At 56.5% G+C, this 23,254-nt stretch carries 20 protein-coding genes; 6 read left to right on the forward strand and 14 right to left on the reverse strand.

The features are described 5' to 3' along the window. Positions 1–13 precede the first annotated feature (13 nt). A complete protein-coding gene (locus HF894_RS03825; RefSeq protein WP_075316831.1) occupies positions 14–1,753 on the forward strand; it encodes a phospho-sugar mutase in 1,740 nt (579 codons plus the stop codon). A gap of 104 nt (positions 1,754–1,857) precedes the next feature. Further along, complete coding sequence (locus HF894_RS03830) at positions 1,858–2,871, forward strand: aldo/keto reductase (RefSeq protein ID WP_204971167.1); 1,014 nt, start codon at positions 1,858–1,860, stop codon at positions 2,869–2,871. Positions 2,872–2,977: 106 nt separating this feature from the next. Here the strand turns inward: HF894_RS03830 and HF894_RS03835 are convergent, their stop codons facing one another. Beyond that, positions 2,978–4,213: a fucose isomerase gene (locus HF894_RS03835; RefSeq protein WP_204971260.1), complete on the reverse strand. Its 1,236-nt coding sequence runs from the start codon at positions 4,211–4,213 to the stop codon at positions 2,978–2,980. 208 nt (positions 4,214–4,421) lie between these two features. Between HF894_RS03835 and HF894_RS03840 the strand changes: the two genes are divergently transcribed. Then, positions 4,422–5,621, forward strand: a complete 1,200-nt coding sequence (locus tag HF894_RS03840; protein WP_021846225.1) for a pyridoxal phosphate-dependent aminotransferase — start codon at positions 4,422–4,424, stop codon at positions 5,619–5,621. Between the two features lie 6 nt (positions 5,622–5,627). Next, positions 5,628–6,872, forward strand: coding sequence for an ABC transporter permease (locus HF894_RS03845; RefSeq protein WP_204971168.1), 1,245 nt, complete (start codon positions 5,628–5,630; stop codon positions 6,870–6,872). A gap of 17 nt (positions 6,873–6,889) precedes the next feature. Here HF894_RS03845 and HF894_RS03850 read toward each other — a convergent pair whose 3' ends face one another. The 13 genes from HF894_RS03850 to HF894_RS03910 form a co-directional block, all read right to left on the reverse strand. After that, on the reverse strand, positions 6,890–8,062 hold the full coding sequence (locus HF894_RS03850) for a glycosyltransferase (RefSeq protein ID WP_204971169.1): 1,173 nt from the start codon (positions 8,060–8,062) through the stop codon (positions 6,890–6,892). Positions 8,063–8,136: 74 nt separating this feature from the next. Beyond that, positions 8,137–8,781 carry a dethiobiotin synthase gene (bioD, locus tag HF894_RS03855; protein ID WP_204971170.1) on the reverse strand — a complete coding sequence of 215 codons (645 nt, stop codon included), beginning with the start codon at positions 8,779–8,781 and terminating at the stop codon, positions 8,137–8,139. Next, the gene (bioC, locus tag HF894_RS03860) at positions 8,778–9,545 is read right to left on the reverse strand and encodes a malonyl-ACP O-methyltransferase BioC (protein ID WP_204971171.1); all 768 of its coding nucleotides are present in this window, start codon (positions 9,543–9,545) and stop codon (positions 8,778–8,780) included. Before bioC ends, bioD begins: the two co-directional genes overlap by 4 nt. Next, positions 9,530–10,195, reverse strand: a complete 666-nt coding sequence (locus HF894_RS03865) for an alpha/beta fold hydrolase (protein ID WP_204971172.1) — start codon at positions 10,193–10,195, stop codon at positions 9,530–9,532. Before HF894_RS03865 ends, bioC begins: the two co-directional genes overlap by 16 nt. Before the next feature lie 330 nt (positions 10,196–10,525). Beyond that, on the reverse strand, positions 10,526–11,680 hold the full coding sequence (locus tag HF894_RS03870) for an 8-amino-7-oxononanoate synthase (RefSeq protein ID WP_204971173.1): 1,155 nt from the start codon (positions 11,678–11,680) through the stop codon (positions 10,526–10,528). Positions 11,681–11,689: 9 nt separating this feature from the next. Then, positions 11,690–13,924, reverse strand: a complete 2,235-nt coding sequence (bioA, locus tag HF894_RS03875) for an adenosylmethionine--8-amino-7-oxononanoate transaminase (protein WP_246593123.1) — start codon at positions 13,922–13,924, stop codon at positions 11,690–11,692. Positions 13,925–14,189: 265 nt separating this feature from the next. Continuing rightward, on the reverse strand, positions 14,190–15,086 hold the full coding sequence (locus HF894_RS03880) for an SDR family oxidoreductase (protein WP_204971175.1): 897 nt from the start codon (positions 15,084–15,086) through the stop codon (positions 14,190–14,192). A gap of 13 nt (positions 15,087–15,099) precedes the next feature. Further along, a complete protein-coding gene (locus HF894_RS03885) occupies positions 15,100–15,699 on the reverse strand; it encodes an occludin (RefSeq protein ID WP_204971176.1) in 600 nt (199 codons plus the stop codon). A gap of 82 nt (positions 15,700–15,781) precedes the next feature. After that, positions 15,782–16,477, reverse strand: a complete 696-nt coding sequence (locus tag HF894_RS03890) for a response regulator transcription factor (RefSeq protein WP_204971177.1) — start codon at positions 16,475–16,477, stop codon at positions 15,782–15,784. 4 nt (positions 16,478–16,481) lie between these two features. Continuing rightward, the gene (locus HF894_RS03895) at positions 16,482–17,999 is read right to left on the reverse strand and encodes a sensor histidine kinase (protein WP_204971178.1); all 1,518 of its coding nucleotides are present in this window, start codon (positions 17,997–17,999) and stop codon (positions 16,482–16,484) included. 74 nt (positions 18,000–18,073) lie between these two features. Next, complete coding sequence (locus tag HF894_RS03900) at positions 18,074–18,634, reverse strand: flavodoxin (RefSeq protein WP_204971179.1); 561 nt, start codon at positions 18,632–18,634, stop codon at positions 18,074–18,076. Positions 18,635–18,646: 12 nt separating this feature from the next. Then, positions 18,647–19,465, reverse strand: coding sequence for a carboxymuconolactone decarboxylase family protein (locus HF894_RS03905; protein WP_021847447.1), 819 nt, complete (start codon positions 19,463–19,465; stop codon positions 18,647–18,649). Between the two features lie 14 nt (positions 19,466–19,479). Beyond that, positions 19,480–20,046, reverse strand: a complete 567-nt coding sequence (locus HF894_RS03910) for a DapH/DapD/GlmU-related protein (protein WP_204971180.1) — start codon at positions 20,044–20,046, stop codon at positions 19,480–19,482. A 166-nt stretch (positions 20,047–20,212) separates the two neighbouring features. Here HF894_RS03910 and HF894_RS03915 point away from each other — a divergent pair, with 166 nt between their 5' ends. Beyond that, on the forward strand, positions 20,213–20,884 hold the full coding sequence (locus HF894_RS03915) for a CatA-like O-acetyltransferase (protein WP_021847445.1): 672 nt from the start codon (positions 20,213–20,215) through the stop codon (positions 20,882–20,884). A gap of 173 nt (positions 20,885–21,057) precedes the next feature. Next, positions 21,058–23,193: an outer membrane beta-barrel protein gene (locus HF894_RS03920; RefSeq protein WP_204971181.1), complete on the forward strand. Its 2,136-nt coding sequence runs from the start codon at positions 21,058–21,060 to the stop codon at positions 23,191–23,193. Positions 23,194–23,254 lie beyond the last annotated feature (61 nt).

Raw genomic sequence — 23,254 nt, forward strand, 5'->3', positions numbered from 1 at the left:
AAATAATAGATTTATGGAAAATCAAGATTTGATTAAATTGGTTACTGAGAAAGCTCAAGAGTGGCTGGGACCGGCTTTTGATGCTGAGACTCAGGCCGAAGTGAAGAAAATGCTGGAAAACGACGATAAGACGGAGCTGATAGAAAGCTTCTATAAAGATCTGGAGTTTGGTACGGGTGGCTTGCGTGGTATTATGGGTGCCGGTAGCAATCGTATGAACATATATACTGTGGGTGCCGCTACGCAAGGTTTGGCCAACTACCTGAACAAGTGTTTTGCTGGTCAACCTATTTCTGTCGTTGTAGGTCATGACTGTCGTAACAACAGCCGTAAGTTTGCTGAAATCTCAGCCGACATTTTCTCGGCTAACGGTATTAAGGTCTATCTGTTCGACGATCTGCGTCCTACGCCTGAAGTGTCCTTCGCTATTCGTCATTTGGGTTGCCAGAGCGGCATCAATATCACGGCTAGCCATAATCCACGTGAATATAACGGCTATAAAGCTTATTGGGACGACGGTGCACAAGTGCTGGCTCCGCACGATACCGCTATTATCGATGAGGTGAACAAGGTGAAGGTGGCCGACATCAAATTCAACGGCAATAAGGAACTTATCCAGATTATCGGCGAGGATGTGGACAAAGCATACTTGGAGAAGGTACATTCCATTTCTATCGACCCCGAAGTCATCAAGCGTCAGAAGGATCTGAGCATCGTCTATACGCCGCTCCATGGTGCTGGACGTGCGCTCATTCCCGCTTCATTGAAGCTGTGGGGTTTTGAAAATGTACATTGCGTGGAGTCACAGATGGTGAAAGACGGTAACTTCCCGACGGTTGTTTCGCCCAATCCCGAGAATGCTGAAGCACTGACACTGGCCATTAAGCTGGCCAAGGAAATCGATGCCGACATCGTGATGGCCAGTGATCCTGATGCTGACCGTGTAGGCATGGCTTGCAAGGACGATAAGGGCGAGTGGGTGCTCATCAACGGTAATCAGACTTGTCTGCTCTTCCTTTACTATATCATCAAGAATCGTCTGGCTACGGGCAAAATGCAGCCGGGCGACTTTATTGTGAAGACCATCGTTACGACCGAACTTATTAAGGCCGTGGCTGACAAGAACAAGGTCGAGATGCTCGACTGTTACACGGGCTTCAAATGGATTGCTCGCGAAATTCGCCTGCGCGAAGGCAAGCAGCAGTACATCGGTGGCGGTGAAGAAAGCTATGGTTTCCTGGCTGAAGACTTCGTGCGCGACAAGGATGCTGTTTCGGCCTGCTCGCTGCTGGCTGAAATCTGTGCCTGGGCTAAGGATCAGGGAAAGACGCTCTACGATGTGCTGATGGGTATCTATGTAGAATATGGTTTCTCGAAAGAAACTACCGTCAACGTGGTGAAACCGGGCAAGAGCGGCGCCGAAGAAATCAAGGCTATGATGGACAACTTCCGTGCTAATCCGCCGAAGGAAATCGGAGGATCGAAGGTGTGTGTAGTGAAGGACTACAAAACGCTTGAGATGACTGATGCTGCTGGCAAAATAAGCAAGCTCGACATGCCTGAATCATCGAACGTGCTCCAGTATTTCACGGAAGACGGTACGAAGATTTCTGTCCGTCCCTCAGGTACGGAACCGAAGATCAAGTTCTACATTGAGGTGAAGGGCGAAATGGGTTGCCCGAAGTGCTATGCCGGAGCTAATGCCGATGCTGAAGAAAAGGTGAAGGCAGTGCGTGCATCGCTGGGCATTTGAATGATATAAGTTTTTGACATCATAAATTCCTTCCGCTCCTGTTCTAGTTTGAATGTTGCAGCGGGAGGAATTTTTCTTTTTGTGGTATAATAGCATTTATGATAATGACAGAGAATAATTATAGACCTGTTGATACCCGTTATGAGGCAGGGATGAAATATCGTCGTGCAGGCCACAGCGGAATTCAGTTACCGGAAATCTCGCTTGGGTTATGGCATAATTTTGGCGATGTAGATACATTGTCTGAAAGCCGTCGTAAGCTACATCATGCTTTTGATTGTGGAATCACCCATTTTGATTTGGCTAATAATTATGGACCTTCTCCTGGCAGTGCAGAGGAAACGTTCGGATATGTGATGAAACATTCTTTTGCTTCGTATCGTGACGAATTATTCATTTCTACCAAGGCAGGACACGACATGTGGCCTGGACCGTATGGTACATGGGGTTCGCGCAAATCTCTTATGGCGAGTCTTGATCAAAGTCTCCGCCGTATGAATCTTGATTATGTGGATATTTTCTATTCGCATCGTTACGATCCGTATACGCCGCTTGAAGAAACAATGCAGACATTGGTGGATATTGTTCGTCAGGGAAAGGCTCTTTATGTAGGCATTTCCAAATATCCTTTGGAAGAGGCGCAGAAAGCTTATGATTATTTGAAAAGCCATGATGTCCATTGCCTGCTTTATCAGGGAAGATATAACCTTCTGGACAGAAAAGTGGAAGAAACAGGAATCTTGAAGCAAGTAGCGGAAAATGCTACTGGTTTTATTGCCTTTTCGCCATTGGCACAAGGATTGCTTTCGGGACGTTATCTTGATGGCATTCCTGCCACTTCGCGTATAGCTCGGGGCGGTTTTCTGAAACAGGAGGCATTGACAGAAGATGTAATGCACAAAGTGAGAGCTTTGAATGAGGTCGCCCGGCGTCGTGGACAGACCTTGGCTGAAATGGCTTTAGCTTGGCTGTTAAAAGATGATTTGGTTACATCTGTAATTGTTGGCGTTAGCTCTGTAGAACAATTGGATGATAATTTTAAGGCCTTGCGTAATACAGCTTTTAGCGTTGAGGAACAGGATGAAATTGAAAAAATACTCACTTCTGTTGCAAAGTGAGTATTTATGATAGCTTGCGCAATTGTTGCATAGATTGAACTTCTGTTTTTCAATTTATGTAGCAATTGCGCAAACTTGTTAAGGTATATAAGAGGTAGTTTTTTTGTTACTCGGTTCGTTTGCATGCATTTACTTGCAGAAACTCGTCAAACAGAGTTTTGTAGTTACCATGCACTAAAATATGATGATTACCTAATGGATTCTTTAGAAAATAACTTGCTGGAGAATCCAGTTTGATTCGTACCTGTGTACGACACATGTTGATATAATTGGTATTTTCGGTCAGTCTGCCGGTCGTTAGGTAATATTCATCCAGGCATTCTCCTCCACATTTCACGATTGTCACATCTCCCAAAGGAAGCAATCCTTGAATACCGATGCTCATGTCTGTTTCAAAGTGGCTGCGTAGAATGAATTGTTCAGTCTGCTTTAATCCTATGGTACAATGAGCCAGTATGATTTCATTGGTGCGCGCATTGATCATAGATGGATTGGCCATGAAAGCTGCTTGACCGGTGAGTGTTTTGGTAATCAACATTGTAAATATGGATTGCAAGTCTCCTTCACATCCAGCTATAATGCCTTCGTCATTTAGCAAAGATAACGCCAGGCATCCACTTGTTCCTGTCGACTCAATCAGCTTGAAGCAGCTCAATGTCAAAGCAGCTAATTTTTCTTCCTCTACAATTCGTTTTAGTGCTTTATAAATCTTCATGGCTTTCAGCATATCTTCAGGTGAGGCCTCTCGACAGGCTAATGCTTTTTCTGCCAACTCAGCACAGGCATTGCCCACTTCGTCATCTGAGATACTGTTGAAATATTCTGTGACACGTTCTAAAGGAATATCGGTATATTCTATTCCCCAACGGCGTTTTGCCAACAGATAATCGACGTTACTGGAAATAAGCCAGCTGGATGGGGTGCCAATAACTCCGATACGGGATCCGTTAAGCTTGCGTTGTGCTTTAAAATTATTGTACATTACAAGCAAACGTTTAATGATTTCTGTCAGCTCTCCGTGCAAAATCTCGCTTCGCATGCCACGGGTTCGGAGCCAGGATGAAATTTCGAGGGCTGCGGCGAGTGAATTTTGCATACCATCTGCTAATAATATGGTAGGGCGGGGAAGTTGTTCGAAATGCTGCATGACTAGTCGCTCCACTCCTCCAGTAGCGATAAACAGAATGCTGAAATCATCAGGAGTGAGGCTATTCATTTGTTGGTAGTCTACGAAGCGTACGGTGAAATATTTTTCCAGTTCGGCAAGAACAATTTCATGGGAACTGCGGACGGATGCCTGCTTATGAAGCAGCGAGGCAAAAGTTATGAGGTTGATGACCATGGTATGATAATTGACGTTTTTGTATATCCAAAGGTAAGAGTTTCTTTTCACATAGCATAACGTTTTTAATATAGATAAGGTTTTTAAAGTTTTTATGCCATGCACTCCTATGGTATCAAATAAATCGCTACATTTGCAATTTCTAAATAACTTGGAATAAAAGTATCAGCAAATGCAAACTTCTAAACTGTAAAAAAGAACAAGACTCATGCCGAAAATATCCATCCGGGGGACGGAGATGCCTGCATCTCCCATCCGCAAGCTGGCTCCACTGGCCGATGCCGCCAAACAAAGGGGCATACATGTGTTTCACCTGAACATCGGACAGCCCGACCTGCCTACACCGCAGGTGGCCATCGACGCCATTCGCAATATCGACCGCAAGGTGTTGGAGTACAGCCCTAGCGCGGGCTACCGTAGCTATCGTGAGAAGCTGGTGGGCTACTACGAGAAATATAACATCCACTTGACAGCGGATGATATCATCGTGACCTCGGGTGGATCGGAGGCGGTGCTTTTTTCCTTTATGGCCTGTCTGAATCCGGGCGACGAAATCATTGTGCCCGAACCGGCTTATGCTAACTACATGGCTTTTGCCATTTCGGCCGGCGCCAAGATACGTACCATAGCTACCACCATTGAGGAAGGCTTTTCGCTACCCAAGGTGGAGAAATTTGAGGAGCTGATTAATGAGCGTACGCGTGCCATCCTCATCTGCAATCCTAACAACCCTACGGGGTATCTCTATACCCGCCGCGAGATGAACCAGATACGTGACCTGGTGAAGAAGTATGACCTCTTCCTCTTCTCGGATGAGGTGTACCGTGAGTTCATCTATACCGGTTCGCCCTATATCTCTGCTTGCCATTTGGAGGGTATCGAACAGAACGTAGTGCTTATTGATTCTGTATCGAAGCGTTATTCGGAGTGCGGTATTCGCATTGGTGCGCTGATTACAAAGAACAAGGAAATTCGCGATGCTGTAATGAAGTTCTGCCAGGCCCGTCTCAGTCCTCCTTTGATTGGACAGATTGCTGCCGAGGCTTCGCTTGATGCAGGAGAGGACTACCTGCGTGACACGTACGACGAGTATGTGGAGCGTCGTAAGTGCCTCATCGACGGACTGAATCGTATCCCCGGTGTCTATTCGCCCATTCCGATGGGAGCTTTCTATACCGTGGCCAAGTTGCCGGTGGACGATTCGGACAAGTTCTGTGCCTGGTGTTTGTCCGACTTCGAATACGAAGGTCAGACGGTATTCATGGCACCCGCGTCGGGCTTCTACACCACACCTGGTGCTGGACGCAACGAAGTACGCATTGCCTATGTGTTGAAAAAGGAAGATCTGACGCGTGCCCTCTTTGTACTTCAAAAAGCGTTGGAGGCATACCCAGGAAGAACGGAGTAACTTATTATGAACCTGCCTCTATTTATCGCTCATCGTATCTATCGTGACAATGACTCCGGCAAACAGGTTTCGCGGCCGGCGGTACTCATTGCTATGATTGGTATTGCCATCGGATTGGCGGTGATGATTGTAACTGTGTCTGTCATTGTCGGATTTAAGAAAGAGGTGCGCGACAAGATTGCAGGTTTCGGTTCGCATATACAAATAACCAACCTTAATGCCGGTTCTCTTTACGAGTCGCTTCCTATCTCGATGACGACGGCAGAGTTGGATTCACTGCGTGCCAATACAGACATCCACTACGTGCAGCGCTATTCGCTCAAGGCGGGAATGATCAAGACGGACGAGGCTTTTCAGGGCATGTTGCTCAAGGGTATCGGGCCGGAGTATGATACGGAGTTCTTCCGTCGTCATTTGCTCGAAGGCGAGATGCCTCAGTTCAGCGATACGGCTTCGTCCAATCGGGTAGTTATTTCGCGTTCATTGGCCGACAAACTGAAACTGAAATTAGGCGACAAGATAGATACTTATTTCATACAGGATAATATCCGGGCGCGCCGCTTGATCATCGCAGGCATTTATCAGACCAATCTGACCGAGTTTGATAACCTCTATCTTGTTACCGACCTCTATACGGTGAACCGTCTGAACCGTTGGGAAACCGACCGCTTTAGCGGACTGGAGCTGACAGTGAACGACTACAGCCGCTTGGAAGATATTACGTGGGAACTGGCTTCCGGTCTGGAGGGAAAAACCGACCGTTATGGACAAGAGTTCTGTGCCCGCAACATTGAACAGCTCAATCCTGGCATCTTTGCCTGGCTTGGTATTCTGGACGTCAACATCTGGGTGATCCTGGTGCTGATGATTGGTGTGGCGGGCTTTACGATGATATCGGGGCTACTCATCATCATCATCGAGCGTACATCAATGATTGGTGTGCTGAAGTCACTGGGAGCTGATAACCGCACCATCCGTCACTTGTTCTTGTGGTTTTCGGTATTCCTCATTGGTAAGGGAATGTTGTGGGGCAATGCTATCGGGCTGGCTTTTTATTTTGTACAGCGTTTCTTCGGGCTCTTCAAGCTCGATCCTACTACGTATTACATGGATACTGTTCCTGTTTCTTTCAATCTGTGGATATTCCTGTTACTCAATGTTGGTACACTTCTTGCCTCGGTGCTGATGCTGGTGGGGCCGTCTTATCTTATTGCTCGCATCCGTCCGGCCGACTCCATGCGCTACGAATGATTCTTCCTTTTTCTTTTTTATTTCCGCAGGAACTCCCGCTTGTCGCGGAAGAGGCAGTAGAGTTTCCAGCGTAGGGACTGGAGCGGCTGCAGGATGTCGAAGATGGGGAGGAGTAAATAATGTCGGTATTTCTCGTCCAGATCTTTGGCTGTGATGTTGATGACAAGTGCCTGCATCACGAAACGGAATACGAACTGCAGGAAGCCGAGAGCTGCCACCAACCAGTGGGTATGCAGGGCAGCCAAGACGACCGTCGCTATCCATGCGGCATGGAACAGCAGGCGGCTGAAGGTTTCGAATCCCAAGATCCAACGCTGTGCGCCGTGGTAGAGGCGGGCGGTGGATGCATAGCCTATCTTTTCTTCGCGCCAGTCCTTGGTGCGGAGCAGGGGTTGCATACGGACAACGGCTGCCGGATCGGTTTCCACGCGGGTGTTGTCCCGGCGGGCCACTTGGTTGACGAAGAGGTCGTCGTCGCCGCGGCGCAGGTTCAGGTGGGCCGAGAAGCCTTTCTGGTCGAAGAAGAGCTGCTTGCGGTAGGCCAGGTTGCGGCCGATGCCCATGTAGGGACTGCCAGCCAGAGCGAAGCCCAAGTAGCGCATGGCGGTGAAGAGGTTGTCGAAGGCGGCGCGGCGGTGCAGCCAGTTGCGGCCGCGTTCGTATCCGCTGTAGCCCAACACCACTTCGGTGCGCGAGGTGAAGTTGCGGGCCATCAAGCGCAGCCACTGGTTGCTTTGCGGACAGCAGTTGGCTTCGGTCAGCACCAGCCAGTCGTAGCGGGCGGCACGGATGCCCAGCGTGACGGCCAGCTTCTTGCGGCTGATATAGCGTGAAGAGTCGGGCACGAAGCTGTGATACAGGTTGGAGTAGCGGTTTTCGAGCTGGGTCAGGTAGTCTTCGCTTTCGCTCTTTTCACCGTCGTTGATGACGATGACTTCGAACTGCGGATAGTCCTGTTCGAGGATGGCGGGCAGGTTGCGGCGCAGATTTTCCACTTCTTCGTGGGCGCAGATGATGACGGACAAGGGCGGCAGCTCCTGTGTGAAGTGCAGGTCGTCGCGCCCGGCCTTGCGGCTGCGCAGGTGGATGCGATTGTAGAGGGCGAGGTAGTAGAGGGCCTGGACGGCCAGCAGGATGCCGGTTGCTGCCAGCAGGTATTGTTCTGTTGTGTCGAATGCGAATGCTTCCATTTTGTTTCGTTATAGTGTTGCGCAAAAGTACAAATTTTCGTCCACACCTTGTACTGCCTGCCCGTCCTTTTTTCTTACCCTTCCAGCACGGGCACCGTCAGGAAGCGGCATTGCGGGAAGTGGCGCCCGAGGTAGCGGCGCAGGTACTGCTGCGTGTCCTGCTGGATGGTGGTGTCGGCCAGAGTGGGATAGAGGTTGTAGAGCACGGTGTCGAGGCGGATGCCGCGGCGGGCCACGGCTTCCAGGCTGAGGAGGGTATGGTTCACGCTGCCCAGCTTGCCCGAGGTGACGAAGACGAGCGGATAGCCCCGTTCGGCGATGTAGTCGATGGTGAGGTACTCGTCCTTCAGGGGGACCATCAGGCCGCCGGCACCTTCGACCAGCACCGTGTCGTAGCGGCGGGCCAGTTCCTGCGTAGCCTGCCCGATGCGGTCGAAGTCTATTTCGCGGTGGTCGATGCGTGCGGCCAGGTCGGGCGAGGCGGGGTAGGAGAAGATTTCGGGCATGGTGAGTCCTTCGCGGTCTTCGGGCAGGTAGCCGGTGCCCATGAGGCGGCGGTGCAGGTCGATATCCTCGCTGTGGCCCACGTTGCCTGTCTGGATGAATTTCTGGGTGATGACCCGTTTCCCTTTTTGGATGAGTTGCGCCGCATACCAGGCGGTGCAGTAGGATTTTCCGGCATCGGTGTCGATGCCGCTGATGAAGTAGATGTTGTTCATATTGTTGGTGTTTTTTTGGAAGAAATCACATATATCGGTTGATACGTCAGGCTCACGCCTTCGGACGAGCCGAAGCGGCGGAGGTATTCGTCGCAGAACGCTTGCAGGCGTCCGCGGCTCCAGGTCTGCTTCTCCGTGCCGGTGACGCCCGTCATGCGCAGGTGGCGCAGGACGTCGACGGGGGTGGGGAAGCGGAGTACGGCCTCTTCCTGCTCCAGGTGGAGGATGCAGAAGCCGGCGTCTTCCAGCTCGCGGCGGAGTTGCTGGGGAGGCGTGTAGTCCAGCCCGTTGCCTGTCAGCGTGCGTATCTCGAGCAGGTTGCGCAGGCCGAAGGTGGTGAAGGCCAGCACGCCGCCGGGGCGGAGCAGCGAGGCGGCGCGGCGGAAGAACTCGCGGGGCGAGGCGAACCACTGGAGGGTGGAGCACGACGTCAGCAGGTCCAGCCCGCCGGGCAGGGGGCAGGTCTCGGCATCGCCCGCCTTGAACGCCACGCCGGGCCGGGCGGTCAGTTCCTCCAGGCAGAAACGCATCTCGGGGCAGAGGTCGTTGAGGTGGAGCAGCGAGGGGTGCCACGTGTCGTGGATGAACTGCGAATACAGTCCCGTGCCGCAGCCGAACTCGGCGATGCGGTCGAAGCGGGCGTCGGGCAGGGTGCGGCGCAGCAGGGCGGTCATCTTCTCGGCCACCTGCTGCTGCACGCGCGCCTCGCGACTATAGGTGGCGCGGGCGCGGGCAAATCGTTCGGCTATCAGGCGTTTGTCCATCGGTCTTGCAGGTAATGGTTGAAGAGGGTTTCCTGGTAGTGCGCGTCGTCGGTCTCGCGGACGGGCGTACCCAGCTCGTGCCAGGCCGTCAGCTGGTTGGCGGGCGGGATGATGCGGTCTGCGCGGCCCACGACGGCTTCGGTCCATGTCAGCGTGGCGTCGGGCAGCGTGGCGTCGAGGCGGGCGATGCAGGCCAGCTCGTCGCGTATCTCGTCCAGCGGGCGGCGGGGCGTGCGTTCGAGGAACTGGCGGAAGGCGATGCTGTCGGCACACATGCGGCGCAGGAACTTGTGGAGCGAGGCGCCCGTCAGTCCGTCGAGCGTACCTTGGTAGATGGCGGGCGGAATGCCGCGCCGTTCGTCGATGGGGTGAGGCGTGCCGTTCAGGGCGGTGCAGCTGGCCACGTTCAGGCCTGCCGAAGGCAGCACGTGCGAGGCGGCCCATACGCCCATCGACCAACCTACGACGTGCACCTCGGCATAGGCGCGCAGGGGCGCGGCGTCGAAGTCCAGTGTGCGGTAGTCGTAACAGATCTGGTAGTCCATTCCCTGCGGACGGTAGTGGCGGAACGGCGTTTCGTCTGCCGCCCATCCGGCAAAGAACAGGAGCAGGCGGGGATGGTGTTCGTGGATGAGGTAGAGTTGTTTCATTCGTTTTCTGGGGTTAATCAGTTGTTTTTGTAGGTTGCGGACAGCTTTCCGCGGCCTTCCGTAGTGCTTCGGAACCTTGCGGACAGGTTTCCGCGGCTTTCCGAAGTGCTTCAGAACCTTGCAGACAGCTTTCCGCGGCCTTTCGTAGTGCTTCGGAACCTTGCGGACAGCTTTCCGCGGCCTTTCGTAATGCTTCGGAACCTTGCGGACAGCTTTCCGCGGCCTTCCGTAGTGCTTCGGAACCTTGCGGACAGGTTTCCGCGGCCTTCCGTAGGGCTTCGGAGCCTTGCGGACAGCTTTCCGCAGATTTCCGTAGGGCTTCGGCGGTCGTCAGAGGGGGATGGCGTCCACTTCGTCTTCCGTCAGGGCTGCGGTCAGCGAGAAGCGGATGCGCGACGTGCCTTCGGGCACCGTGGGCGGACGGACGGGTAGGGCGTAGAAGCCGTGGCGTTGCAGGGCTTCGGTGCGCAGCACGGTGTCGGCGCTCGGCCCGACAATCATCGGGACAATCTGGCTGACGCTGGGCGAGGCGTATCCCCGCTGGGCGAGGCGGGCGCGCAGCCGTTCGCCCAGGCGCAGGACGTGGCGACGGCGGTCGTCCATCGCAACCAGTCGGCGCACGACGAACAGCGTCCACGCCACGCTGACGGGCGGCAGGGCGGTGGTGAAGATGAACGGGCGCATGCGGTTGACGAGGTAGTCGCGCACCGTCCGGCTGCACGCCACGTAGGCTCCGGCCGAGGCGCAGGCTTTGCCGAAGGTGCCCACGAGGAAGTCGATGTCCCTCGTGCAGCCCTCTTCTTCGGCGCAGCCCAGCCCCGTGGGACCGAAGACGCCGAAGGCATGGGCCTCGTCGACGTAGAGCAGCACGTTGTCGTAGCGGCGCTTCAGAGCTACGAGGCGGCGCAGGTCGGTGCGGTCGCCGTCCATGCTGAACACGCTTTCGGTGACGATGATGAGGCGGTGGCAGTGGCCGCTGTGTTCACCGACGAGCCGCTCCAGCTGCGCCAGGTCGTTGTGTCGGTAGCGGATGCAGCGCGCGGGCGCGGCCAGCCGGATGCCGTCGATGAGGCTGGCGTGCACCAGTTTGTCGGCCAGGATGAGCGTCTGTGCGTCGGCCACGGCAGGCAGGATGCCCGTGTTGGCGTGGTAGCCGCAGTTGAACACCAGTGCGGCTTCGGTGTCGAAGCGTCGGGCCAGTTCGTCCTCCAGTTCGTCGTAGACGCGGAAGTTGCCCGTCAGCAGGCGCGACGACGACGAGGTGGGCAGGAACGTCTCGGGCGTCAGCGTCTCCAGGAACTCGCGGCGCAGGTCGGTGTCGGCCGCCAGTCCCAGGTAGTCGTTGGACGAGAGGTTCAGCATCCGCCGTCCGTCGTCGGGGGTAGTGACGTAGCGTCCGTCGTGCTCCAGTCGGGGCAGGCGGCGCAGGTTGCCCTGGGCGCGCAGGGCGTCGAGGGCTTGTTGTAGTTCTTGGGTAAAGTTCATGGTCTTCTGTTATTTCATCTCTCCTACTATCTTCAGCAATCCTCCCGTCAGTCGGCTCAGCTGTTCCGGCTCGATGACGAAAGGCGGCATCAGGTAAACCAGTCGTCCGAAGGGGCGTACCCAGATGCCTTCTTCCACGAAGCGGCGCTGCATCCAGGCCATGTCTACCGGCTCGCGGGTCTCGATGACGCCGATGGCGCCCAGCACGCGCACGTCCGCCACCTGCGGCAGCTGTCGGGCAGGCTCCAGCTCGCGGCGCAGCTGCGCTTCGATGCGGCGCACCCGTCCCTGCCAGTCGTATTCGGCCGACGTGAGCAGGCGGATGGAGGCGCAGGCACAGGCGCAGGCCAGCGGATTGCCCATGAACGTGGGGCCGTGCATGAAGCAGCCGGGGGCGTGGTTCGAGATGGTGTCCGCCACCTCGTTCGTGGCCAGCACGGCGGACAGCGTCATGTATCCGCCCGTCAGCGCCTTGCCGATGCACATGATGTCCGGCTCCACACCCGCATGCTCCCAGGCAAAGAGGCGTCCCGTCCGTCCGAAGCCCGTGGCTATCTCGTCGAAGATGAGCAGCAGGCCGTGTTCGCGGCACAGGCGGGCGGCTTCGCGCAGGTATTGCGGATGATAGAACCACATACCGCCCGCGCCCTGTACGATGGGCTCGAGGATGAGGGCGGCCAGTTCGTCGGCATGACGTTCGATGGTCTCTTTCAGCGGCAGGATGTCGTCGGGGTTCCATTCGCCGTCGAAGCGCGAGCGGGGCTGCGGCACGAAGCAGCGCACAGGCAGGGCGCTTCCGAAGAGCGAGTGCATGCCCGTGACGGGGTCGCAGACCGACATGGCATTCCACGTGTCGCCGTGGTAGCCCGAGCGGATGGTGACGAAATTGTTTTTCTTCTCCTTTCCCCGTCCGACCCAATATTGTACGGCCATCTTCAGCGCTACCTCCACGGCTACGGAGCCTGAGTCGGCGTAGAAGATTTTCTGCATCGACGGCGGCACCAGCGGCAGCAGCAGACGGCCCAGTTCGATGGCAGGGTCGTGCGTCAGGCCGCCGAACATGACGTGCGACATCCGTTTCAGTTGTTCTTCCACGGCCTGGTTCAGCACGGGATGGTTGTATCCGTGTACCTGGCACCACCACGACGACATGCCTTCGACCAGCGTCTCACCGCTTTCCAGCGTGATGGTCGCCCCCTGCGCACTCTTCACTTTATAGACGGGCAGCGGGTTGGTGGTCGAGGTGTAGGGATGCCACAGGTGTTCGCGGTCGAATTGCGAGTCGCACAGGCGGTAGCCCGCTTCACGCACCAGCTGCTTGTCTTCGGCTACCTTCGAGCCGAGGGTGGTGAGCAGGTCACCCACGATGGCCGAGTTGATACCTATATATAAGGCTTTCTTCACGGCGTCGCGGCTCAGCTGCGAACGTCCGCCTGCAAAGCGCAGGTAGGCCGTGGGGTTGATGAAGCGGAAGAGGGCGATGGTAGTCAGTATCTCGTCTTCGCCCAGCGGTGACTGATGCTCCAGCGGTGTGCCCTTGATGGGGCTGAGCAGGTTCATGGGGATGGACTGTACACCCAGCTGACGGAGCGTGAAGGCCAGTTCGATGCGCTGCTCCATCGTCTCGCCCATGCCGATGATGCCGCCGCTACACACGTCCATGCCCACGCGGCGGGCTGCCTCCAGTGTGCGTATCTTCTCCTCCTGCGTATGCGTGGAGCAGAGGGTGGGGAAATAGCTGGGAGCCGTCTCGAGGTTGCAGTGGTAGCGCGTCACGCCGGCTTCGTGCAGTTGCCGCAGTTCGTCTTCATCGGCCAGGCCCAGCGAGGCACAGAGCTGGATGGACGAATGGCGGCGCAGGTAGCGCACTGTGTCGCAAAGTTGTTCAATCTGTTTCTTGGAAGGTTTTCGTCCGCTGGTCACCAGTGAGAACCGGTTGACGTCCTGCTCTTCGTTGGCACGGGCGTGCCGCAGGCATTCTTCAGCGGGAAGCAGGTCGTAGATGTCGGCCTGTGTGTGGTAGTGGGAGGATTGTGCGCACCATTTGCAGTTTTCAGGGCATCGGCCCGACTTGGCATTGACGATGGAGCACATATCGAATTCGCGCGGGGCACATGCCTCGGTAATCTCATGGGCGGCGCGGTAGAGCGCCTCGCGGTCGGCCGTACCTGCCAGCCAGGCCGCTTCTTCGGGCGACAGGGCTGTGCCTGCCAGTACCCGCAGTTTCAGTTGTTCGATGGTCATAATGGATGATAAGGATGGAAGGAGTGTGTCCGTCGTGTCCGTCTGTTTGCGCAGCGAGCTGTCGGCCACGCCTTTGGACAGGCGTCCGATGGTGACATTCCGCCCGATGCTGGCAAAGGCAGCATAGCTCTTGTGACTCCAGCGGCGGAAGCGCAACGACGTTTTTGAGATGAATTTCTTTTTCACGAGGGTCAGTCTCCTGTTTGATTTTACGGATGGCAAAGATAAGTAAACTGAGTGACGTACAAAAGCGAAAGCGCAGTTTTCAGCTGAACATTGCCCGGATACCTTCGTCCAGCGAGTGCGGGCGGTAGCCCAGCAGGCGACGGGCCTTGTCGATGCTCAGGCCGCTGAAGCGGGGGCGGGGCGTAGCTTCCTGCATCTCGGCGGTGCTGACGGGTTGTATCAGCGAGGCGTCCAGTTGCAGTACGTCGGCCACGCGACAGGCAATGTCGGCAATAGTCAGGCACTCCGGGCCACAGATGTGGAAGAGGCCGTTGGACGGGTGGCTGATGAGCTGTTCCACGCCTTGCGCCACGTCGTTCACAAAGGTCGGCGTGCGCCATTGGTCGTTCACCACACGGATGGGCTGTCCGCTGCGCAGGCGGTCGGCCACGAGGCGTACGATGTTGCCGTGCTGGCCGGGCAGGGGTTGTCCGTAGACCACCACGATGCGTGCCACGGCATAGTTGCTGCACAGGCGTGCCACCTGTTGTTCGCTCTCCCACTTGCTCCGGCCGTAATAGTTCACGGGGGCGGGCATGTCTTCCTCGGTGTAGAGGCGGTCGGTGTCTCCGCCGAACACGAAGTCCGTGGACAGGTGGATGAGGCGGCTGTCGAGGCGTTCGCAGTTTTCAGCCAGGCGGGCGGCGGCATGAATGTTGGTCTCGTCTGTCTCTTCGCGGTGGTTTTCGCAATAGTCGGGCGAGGAGAGGGCGGAGGTATTGATGACGATGTCGGGTTGTATTTCCTCAAACAGGCGGCGGACGGCTGCATCATCGCGGATGTCGGCTTGCACAAAGCGGTAGCTGTTTGCGTCCGGGCAGATATCAGGGTGCAGCGAACAGCCGGTCACCTGGAAGTCTGCTTTGCCCGACAGGGTGTCGAGGATGCGCCGGCCCGTAAAGCCGTTGGCTCCTACGATCAGTATCTTCTGTTGCATGATGTTCGGTATTTTAATAGAAGAACGGATTTTCGCGTCCCTTCTGCACTTCGATGCGGATGCCGAACGAACCGTCCTGCGACTTCAGTTCGAAAGCGCCCTTGAAGTTGTTCTTCTGCCAGGGCAGGGCCGAAGGGTTGGGCACCCGCCAGCCGTCCTTGTCGTATTCGCCGTAGGTGTTCAGCCGCCAGCCGTTCTTCAGGCGGAAACTGCCCATCTGCAGGTTGTCCGTTGTGTTGCCGAAGCCGAATCCCATGATGCCGAACGGATTGCTGCTGAAATAGGGTGAACCCGACAGGGAGAACATATTGCTCAGTCCCGACGAATAGGTGACATCGGGGTTCAGGCGGAATATCCAGTTATAATCCTTGCTGGCGTCGGGAATAACGATTTTGTAAGTCTTGTTCATGTCCGGTGTAGGCAGCTTCACCAGATTGTTCATGTCTATCAGGAAACCGTCGTAGCTTTTTACACCGTCGGGCAGTAATTGGTCGCCTGTCGGAGGAATGTCGCCCGTTGCCTGGCGCAGGGTATCGGCGGCCGCTTCGGTCTGTGCAAGGGCAATGCCGCAGTATATGGCAAGTAGTGAAAAGAGAACTAAGAATCGTTTCATATCTTTATATATTGTTGTCAGCATCAAAGATACGGCTTTTCCTGACACTCTTCACTCTGTCTTAAGACTATTTATCGGTTTTTTATTCTGTAATCAGTTTGTATCCGACCCCTCGCACGTTGATGATGCGGATGTGGTCGTCCTTGGCCAGCTTGTGGCGAAGCTTGGTGATGAAGACGTGCAGGCTGCGCTGGTTGAAGAAGGAGTCGTCACCCCAAAGGTCGAGCAGGATGTCTCGCATGCTCACTACGCAGTTGCGGTTTTGGCAAAGGCGGCGCAGGATTTCGGCTTCGCGATGTGAAAGTTCCTGCTTCAGACCTTCGTGCAGAAGGAGCTGGCGGCGCGTGTCGAGCTGGTAGTGGCCTATTTCGTAGAAAGTCTGTTCGTTTTCGGCAGGCTGGGTGTAGGTGCAGGCGCGGCCCATGAGTGCCTTGATGCGTACGATGAGTTCCTGCATGCCGAAGGGTTTCTTCAGATAGTCGTTGGCGCCCAGTTCGAAGCCTTCGACCACGTCGTTCACCGCCGAACGGGCTGTGAGGAAGAGGACGGGCGTGCGTCGGTCGGTCTGGCGGATGCGGCGCACCATTTCGAAGCCGTCCATGCGGGGCATCATGACGTCGGCCACCAGCACGTCGGGATGCAGGTCGAAGAACAGGCGCAGCCCTTCTTCACCGTCGGCGGCAGTTTGGATGAGGAAACCCTGGCCTTCGAGGGTGTCCTTGATAATCATGGCGAGGGTCTGTTCATCCTCGACTAATAGTACTTTTATCTTTTCCATTCGATTAAATTCTTACAATAAACTCACTTCCTTTTCCAGGTTCGCTTTTCACTTCCACCGTTCCGCCGTGCTTCTCCACCATCGTCTTGACATAGAAGAGGCCAAGGCCGTAGCCTTTCACTTCATGCAGGTTGCCGGTGGGCACGCGATAGAACTTGTCGAATACGTGAGGCTGGCGGTCGCGGGCAATGCCGATGCCGTGGTCGGCGACGTTGATTTCTGCCCACGTCCGGCCATCGGTTTCGGTGCGGCGGCAGCGGACGGTGATGTCGGCTCTGTCGCGCGAATACTTCACGGCGTTGTCCAGCAGGTTGCTTACGATGTTGGCCAGGTGTGTGCGGTCGGCAGTGACGGTCAGGTTTTCGGGGATGATGTCGAGAGTGATATGGACGGGCTTGTCGGCTTTCAGCTTGTGCAGCTCGACGAGCGAGGGCAGAAGGTCGGCCAGCCGTATTTCTTCAAGGCGGAGGCGGAAAGTCTTGCGCCGTTCCATCGACATAGAGAGTATCTGCTCTACCAGTCCGCCCAGGCGGCCGAGCTGCTCTTGGCAGATACGCAGGTAGCGTTCGCGCTTGCCGGGGTCGTCGGCCTGATGGAAGTTGAGCAGGGCATCGGTGGCAGCATAAGCCACGGCGATGGGCGTCTTCAGCTCGTGGGTGATGTTGTTGGTGAAGTCGCTCTTCATCTCCTCCAGCGTCTTCTGCCGCAGGATGGTGCGGATGAGGTACCAGAAGGAGAAACCGAGGATGAGGAGGATGACCAGCGAGGTCGTGAGGATACCCGCCATCTGTCGCAGTACGAGGTTGCCCAACGGCTCAGTAGTGAGCCGATAAACATCATGCTCCGAGGAAGAGAAGGCATACTGGTAGCTGACGGCATCGGGGCCGGGGATGTAACCGGACGTACCGCCCGTGGCAAGGGTGTCGGTATAGAGCCAGCGGTCATAGGCGTCATATCCCGAGTAGAGGTATTGCAGACGGTAGCGGATGTCGATGTCCATCTCACGCAGGCGGGCGTTGAGCAGGCTGTCGTAGGTGGCGAACGAGGGTTCGATGAAGATGTCCAGCCCGGAATGCATGCCCCGTTGTATGTAGGCGGCCATATTGGTGATGCTGTTATGGTCGCGGAGCAGTATGTCGAGTCCGTCCTTGCTGTGGATCATCGCATCGGACGTGGTGGTATCCGCAGGGGCGGATTGGTAGAGGGTGTCCACCCGCGTGTGGGTGGTCGTGTCGCCGGAAGACGTGTGGAAAGTTGTGTTGCTCTGCACGATTTTCTCTCCCTTGTTGCCATAGCCTGCCGATACGGAAATTTCGCCGTGCTCCTTGTTGCGGCGTTGCATCAGTTCGATACGTACCAACATCTCGTTGTAGTCGCTGATGCGCATGGCTTCGGTGATATTGCGTTCCAGGTCGGTGCGCATGGTGCGGTAGAGGCCCGTCAGCCAGTAGGCCTGATAGGCGAAGATGCCCGCCAACGAGAGGACGACGAGCAGGGCGATGTATTTCGAGGGAAGTTTCATGGGGATAAAGATACGGAGTTCATCCTTATCCCCACGAATATGGTAAGACTAAATAACACTTTTGCGGCCGGAAATTACAGGTTTTCCACCCATTCGCTTACCGTTTTTTCGGTGGCGCGGTTCAGCAGTTTGCCTGCCTTCCAGTTGAGGTCGGGATAATCCTTCTTCAACGTGGCGGCGCTGTTAGTGATCGAACTGCTGCCCGAGGTGGCGAAGGGTACGACCGTCTTGCCTTTCAGGTTGTGGCTTTCGATGAAGGTGTTGATGATCCTCGGCGCGAGGTCCCACCAGATGGGGTAACCGATGAAGATGACGTCGTAGGCTTCCACGTCGGCTTTGGGTGTCTGGATGGCGGGGCGGGCTTTGGGGTCCTTCATTTCGACCGAGCTGCGCGAGTGGGCATCGTGCCAGTCAAGGTCTTTTTCCGTATAGGTTTGTGCAGGGCGGATTTCGTAGAGGTCGGCGCCGGTGGCAGCAGCTATCAGCCGGGCGGCTCGGGCGGTGTTGCCCGTGGCCGAGAAGTAGGTTACGAGTGCCTTTGGGGTATCTGATGTTTTCATGTGTTGTCTGGATTGTGCCGGCAGGGCGAGACAGATGCCCACCACTGCCAGCCAGGTGAATAATCGTTTGTACATAAAGGGATGTTTTTAGGGTTGAAGTTGGTTGTATTCCTCGTCCGTCACGGGTTCCAGCCATTCGTTGGAGGTGTTCTCGCCTGCGATTTCGAAGGCCAGGTGGGCAAACCAGCTGTCGGCCGCCGCGCCGTGCCAGTGCTTCACGTTGGCGGGGATGTGGATGACCGTGCCGGGCAGGATTTCCTGTGCAGGCTTGCCTTCTTCCTGGTACCAGCCGCGTCCGGCTACGCCGACCAGCATCTGTCCGCCGCCCTTTGTGGCCTTGTGGATGTGCCAGTTGTTGCGGCAGCGTGGCTCGAAGGTTACGTTGGCAAAAGGCACCTGTGTGTCTGAGATACGGGCCAGGTAGCTGTTGCCCGTGAAGTAGCGGCTGTAGGCCGTGTTCGGTTCGCCGATGGGGAAAATCATCGTTCGCTGGAAGGCGGCTTTGGCGTCCGTGGCGGGCGTGTCGTCGGCCCATACGTCCTTGGCCAGGCGGAAGGCTGCCCATGCCTTGGGCCATCCGGCGTAGAAGGCGATGTGGGTGATGATTTCGGAGATCTCCGTCCGGCTGATGCCGTTCTGGCGGGCCGTCTGTAGGTGGTAGGTGAGCGAAGAGTCGGTCATGCCCTGGCTGATGAGGGCGGTCAGGGTGACGAGGCTGCGGTCGCGCAGGCTCAGGAGGTCGTTGCGGCTCCATACCTCTCCGAAGAGGATGTCGTCGTTCAGGCGGGCAAACTCGGGGGCGAACTCGCCCAGTTGGTCACGTCCGGCTGTCTGTACAATTTTCTGTTGTGCCATACTGTTCAGTGTTAGAATGCAAAAGATAGATGATACAATAAGTTTGTTCATACGCATAGGTGTGTTTAGTCGGTGATGTACTTGATGATGCGTGCGGGCACTCCTCCCACCACGGCGCCGGGAGGTACGTCCTTCGTCACCACGGCACCGGCCGCCACGACGGCATTGTCGCCGATGGTCACACCGGAGAGGATGGTGGCGTTCGACCCCACCCAGACGCGGCGCCCCAGGACGATGGGGGCGGGCAGGGTGACGTGCCGCCGCTCGGGGGCGAGTTCGTGGTTGAGGGTGGCGAACACGACGTTGTGCCCTATCTGGCAACCGTCGCCCAGCGTCACTCCGCCGTGGTCCTGGAAGTGGCAGCAGGCGTTGATGAACACGTCGCGTCCCACGGTGATGTTCTTGCCGAAGTCCGTATAGAAGGGCGGGAACACGCGGAGCGAGCCGGGCACCTCGTAGCCGAAGAGCTGGGAGAGCAGCCGGCGTACTTCATCGGGTGTGTGGTAGGCCGTGTTCAGTTGGAAGGTGATGCGCCGTGCTTCGTCGCTCATGTCGTTCATGAACCGTCCGAGGTCTTCGGTGTCCAGCGGACGGCGCGTCTTTACAAATTCTTTGAAATTTTCGATAGTCATGATTCAGTCCGTTTTGATATCCGATGCAAAGATAGCGCGGCGGGCGGATGGGAAGATAACCCCGTTGCGGGATTTTTGTACCCGTTTTACGGATTTCGCCAAGGACGGCGTTGGCGGGGAGCGCCGAAAAGCCTATCTTTGCGCTCGTATTAAAAATGAATGAAGCATGAAACATATCATTGATGTAGACACCTGGGTCCGCCGCGACAACTACCGTTTCTTCCAGACCTTCGTCAGCTCGTGGTACGCCGTCACCACCGAGATAGACTGTACCGAAGCCCGCGAGGCCGCTCGCCGCCGGGGCCGTTCCTTTTTCCTCCATTACCTCTACGCCGTGGTGCGCGCCGCCAACGAGGTGGACGAACTGCGCTACCGCATCGACAAGCAGGGACAAGTGGTGTTCCACGACCGCGTGGACATCATCACGCCCATCGCCGTGCCGGGTCGCACGTTCTTCACCCTGCGCATCCCTTATCATGAAGACTTTGATACCTTCTACGCCGAAGCCCATCGGCTCATGACGAACATCCCTCCTGACGGTGACCCCTACGGCGCCGAGAAGACCCTGATGGCGCAGGGCGACTACGACGTGGTGCACCTGAGCGCCGTGCCCGGCATGTACTTCACCTCCGTCACCTACACCCTGGCCGAGGCGGGCAACGCCTGCAACTATCCGCTGATGACCGCCGGCAAGGCCGTCACCCGCGAAGGCCGCCTGCTGATGCCGCTGTCCATCTACGTGAACCACGCCTTTGTCGACGGTTCCCACCTGTCGCTGTTCTTCCAGAAGATAGAGCAACATCTGAAGGAGATTGCGGAGGACGGAAAGACAGAATAACCCCGCTCGATAACACTCGATAAGACTTCGTAAGCCTGCGGTAACGCGGGCTTTTTGTTTTTTTTCGGACTTTTGCATCTGCCGACCTATGTCGGGAGCAAATCCGCGGTCTCGGACGGTCGGCTGAGGTACCTCAGCAGTTTTGGGATGAGGATTTTATAAAAATACCATATATGAAACGACTCTACTTCCTCCCGGCAGCCTGCCTGCTTCTGGCCCTGCCGCTCTCCGCCCAGGAGAATCTGAAAAATGAGAACCTGCGGACGCTGTCCGCCGACAGCATCCTGACGGGCGATGCCCGCATGGACAGCCTCTACCGCCACCTGCCCGAGGTAATGGTGGTGGGCGAACGACCCGTCGTCAAGGCATCGGCGGGCAAGCTGGAGTATGACCTGCCGCGGATGATAGAAGGCCGCCCCGTGGACAACGTCTACGAAGCCCTGAAGGAATTGCCCGGCGTGGTGGAGCAGGACGGCGCACTGACGCTGGGCATGCAGGCGGTCACCGTCGTGCTGGACGGCAAGGTGACGAACATGAGCGGCGCGCAGCTCTACGCCCTGCTGAAGTCGCTGCCTGCCGACCGCATCGAGCGCGTGGAGGTGATGTACAACGCGCCTGCCCGCTATCAGGTGCGCGGGGCGATGATCAACGTCCGCCTGCGCCACCGCATCGGCGACCCCGGCGTGGTGCAGGGCGAGGTCTACGGGAAATATAACCAGGAGCACGAGGCCTCGTTCGAGGAGCGCGCTTCCTTATTATATAATGGCCGGAAATTTTCGGCCGACTTTCTTTACTCTCACAGCCACGGCGAGAGCTTCAACACCACCGACAAGGAAGCCCGCCACTGGCAGCAGGCCGACGGTTCGACGCATCTCATCGACAACTACGAGGAGATGCGCGCCCGCAGCCACACCCACAGCTTCCGCCTGGGTACGGACTACACGCTGGCCGAGAACCATTCGCTGAGCTTCGTCTACAACGGCGCCTATGCAACGAGTCACACCCGCCAGAACTCTACGGGCACACAGACGGCCGAAAGCGTGAGCAGTCAGACCTCGTGGCTGCACAACGGCCGCCTGGACTACCGGACGCCCATCGGACTGAAGGCGGGCGCGGAGTTCACGTGGTACAACGCTCCGGGCGACCAGCTGCTGCACAGCCGCATGGGCAATGATTCCCTCGACTTCTATACCGAAGACGGCCAGCGCATCAATGCCTGGAAGTTCTTCCTCGCGCAGGAGCATCAGCTGAAGAACGGCTGGGGACTGAACTACGGGGCGGTCTACACCACGAGCGTGGACCATTCGTATCAGACGTATGAGAATGAAGAATTAAAGAAGAATGAAGAATCCGGGTTGCCGGACGACGTCCGGTCGCGCCGCCGCGAACAGACGCTCAACCTGTATGCAGGCTTCAGCAAGTCGTTCGGCCGGAAGCTGATGACGGACTTCTCGCTGGCCGTGGAGCGCTACAAGACACCCGTGTGGGACGAGTGGGACGTCTATCCCGTCCTCAACCTGACTTATCTGCCTGCCGACGGGCACATCCTCCAGCTCAACTTCAGCAGCGACAAGAGCTATCCCGACTATTGGGCCGTACAGGACGTCATTTCCTACCTGGGCGGCGGCTACAGCGAGATACACGGCAACCCGTTGCTGAAGCCCGCCATCGACTATTCCACCTCGCTGACCTATATCCTGAAGTCAAAGTACGTCTTCCGCGCCTGGTTCAACCACACCAAGGACCGCGCCGTACAGACGCTCTACCAGTCGCCCGACGAACTGCTGGAGCTGTACAAGTACCTGAACTTCGACTTCGAGCAGCAGGCGGGCCTCCAGGCCTCCGTCCCCTTCAAGGCCGGACAGTGGCTCAACTCGCGCCTTACACTCATCGGCCTGTGGATGCGGCAGAAAGACAGCGACTTCTACGACCTTCCCTTCGACCGCCACCGCTTGCTGGGCATTGCCGTGCTGAACAACACCTTCACCCTGAGCCGCAAGCCCGACATCCGCCTGACTGTCGACGGGCGTCTCCAAGGCCGCGCCATCCAGGGTATCTACGATATTCCCACATGCGGCGACCTTTCGGCCACGCTGCGCTACACCTTCCTCGGCGGCAATGCCGTGCTTACCGCTTGGTGTCGCGACATCCTCCAGACCTCGATGCCCTGTCCGCAGATACGCTACGCCCGCCAGTGGGTGACGAACGAGTACTCCAGCTTCCGCAGCGTTGGCCTTTCCTTCGCCTGGAAGTTTGGTGGATACAAGGAGAAGAAGCGCGAGGCGGTGGATACGTCGCGGTTCAAATAGGAAAGACGAGGAGGAGATAAAAGGGAGAAGATTGTATACTCATGGAAGAATTTCAAATGAA

This window comes from Caecibacteroides pullorum (genome assembly GCF_019239235.1).
GTDB lineage: Bacteria > Bacteroidota > Bacteroidia > Bacteroidales > Bacteroidaceae > Bacteroides > Bacteroides pullorum.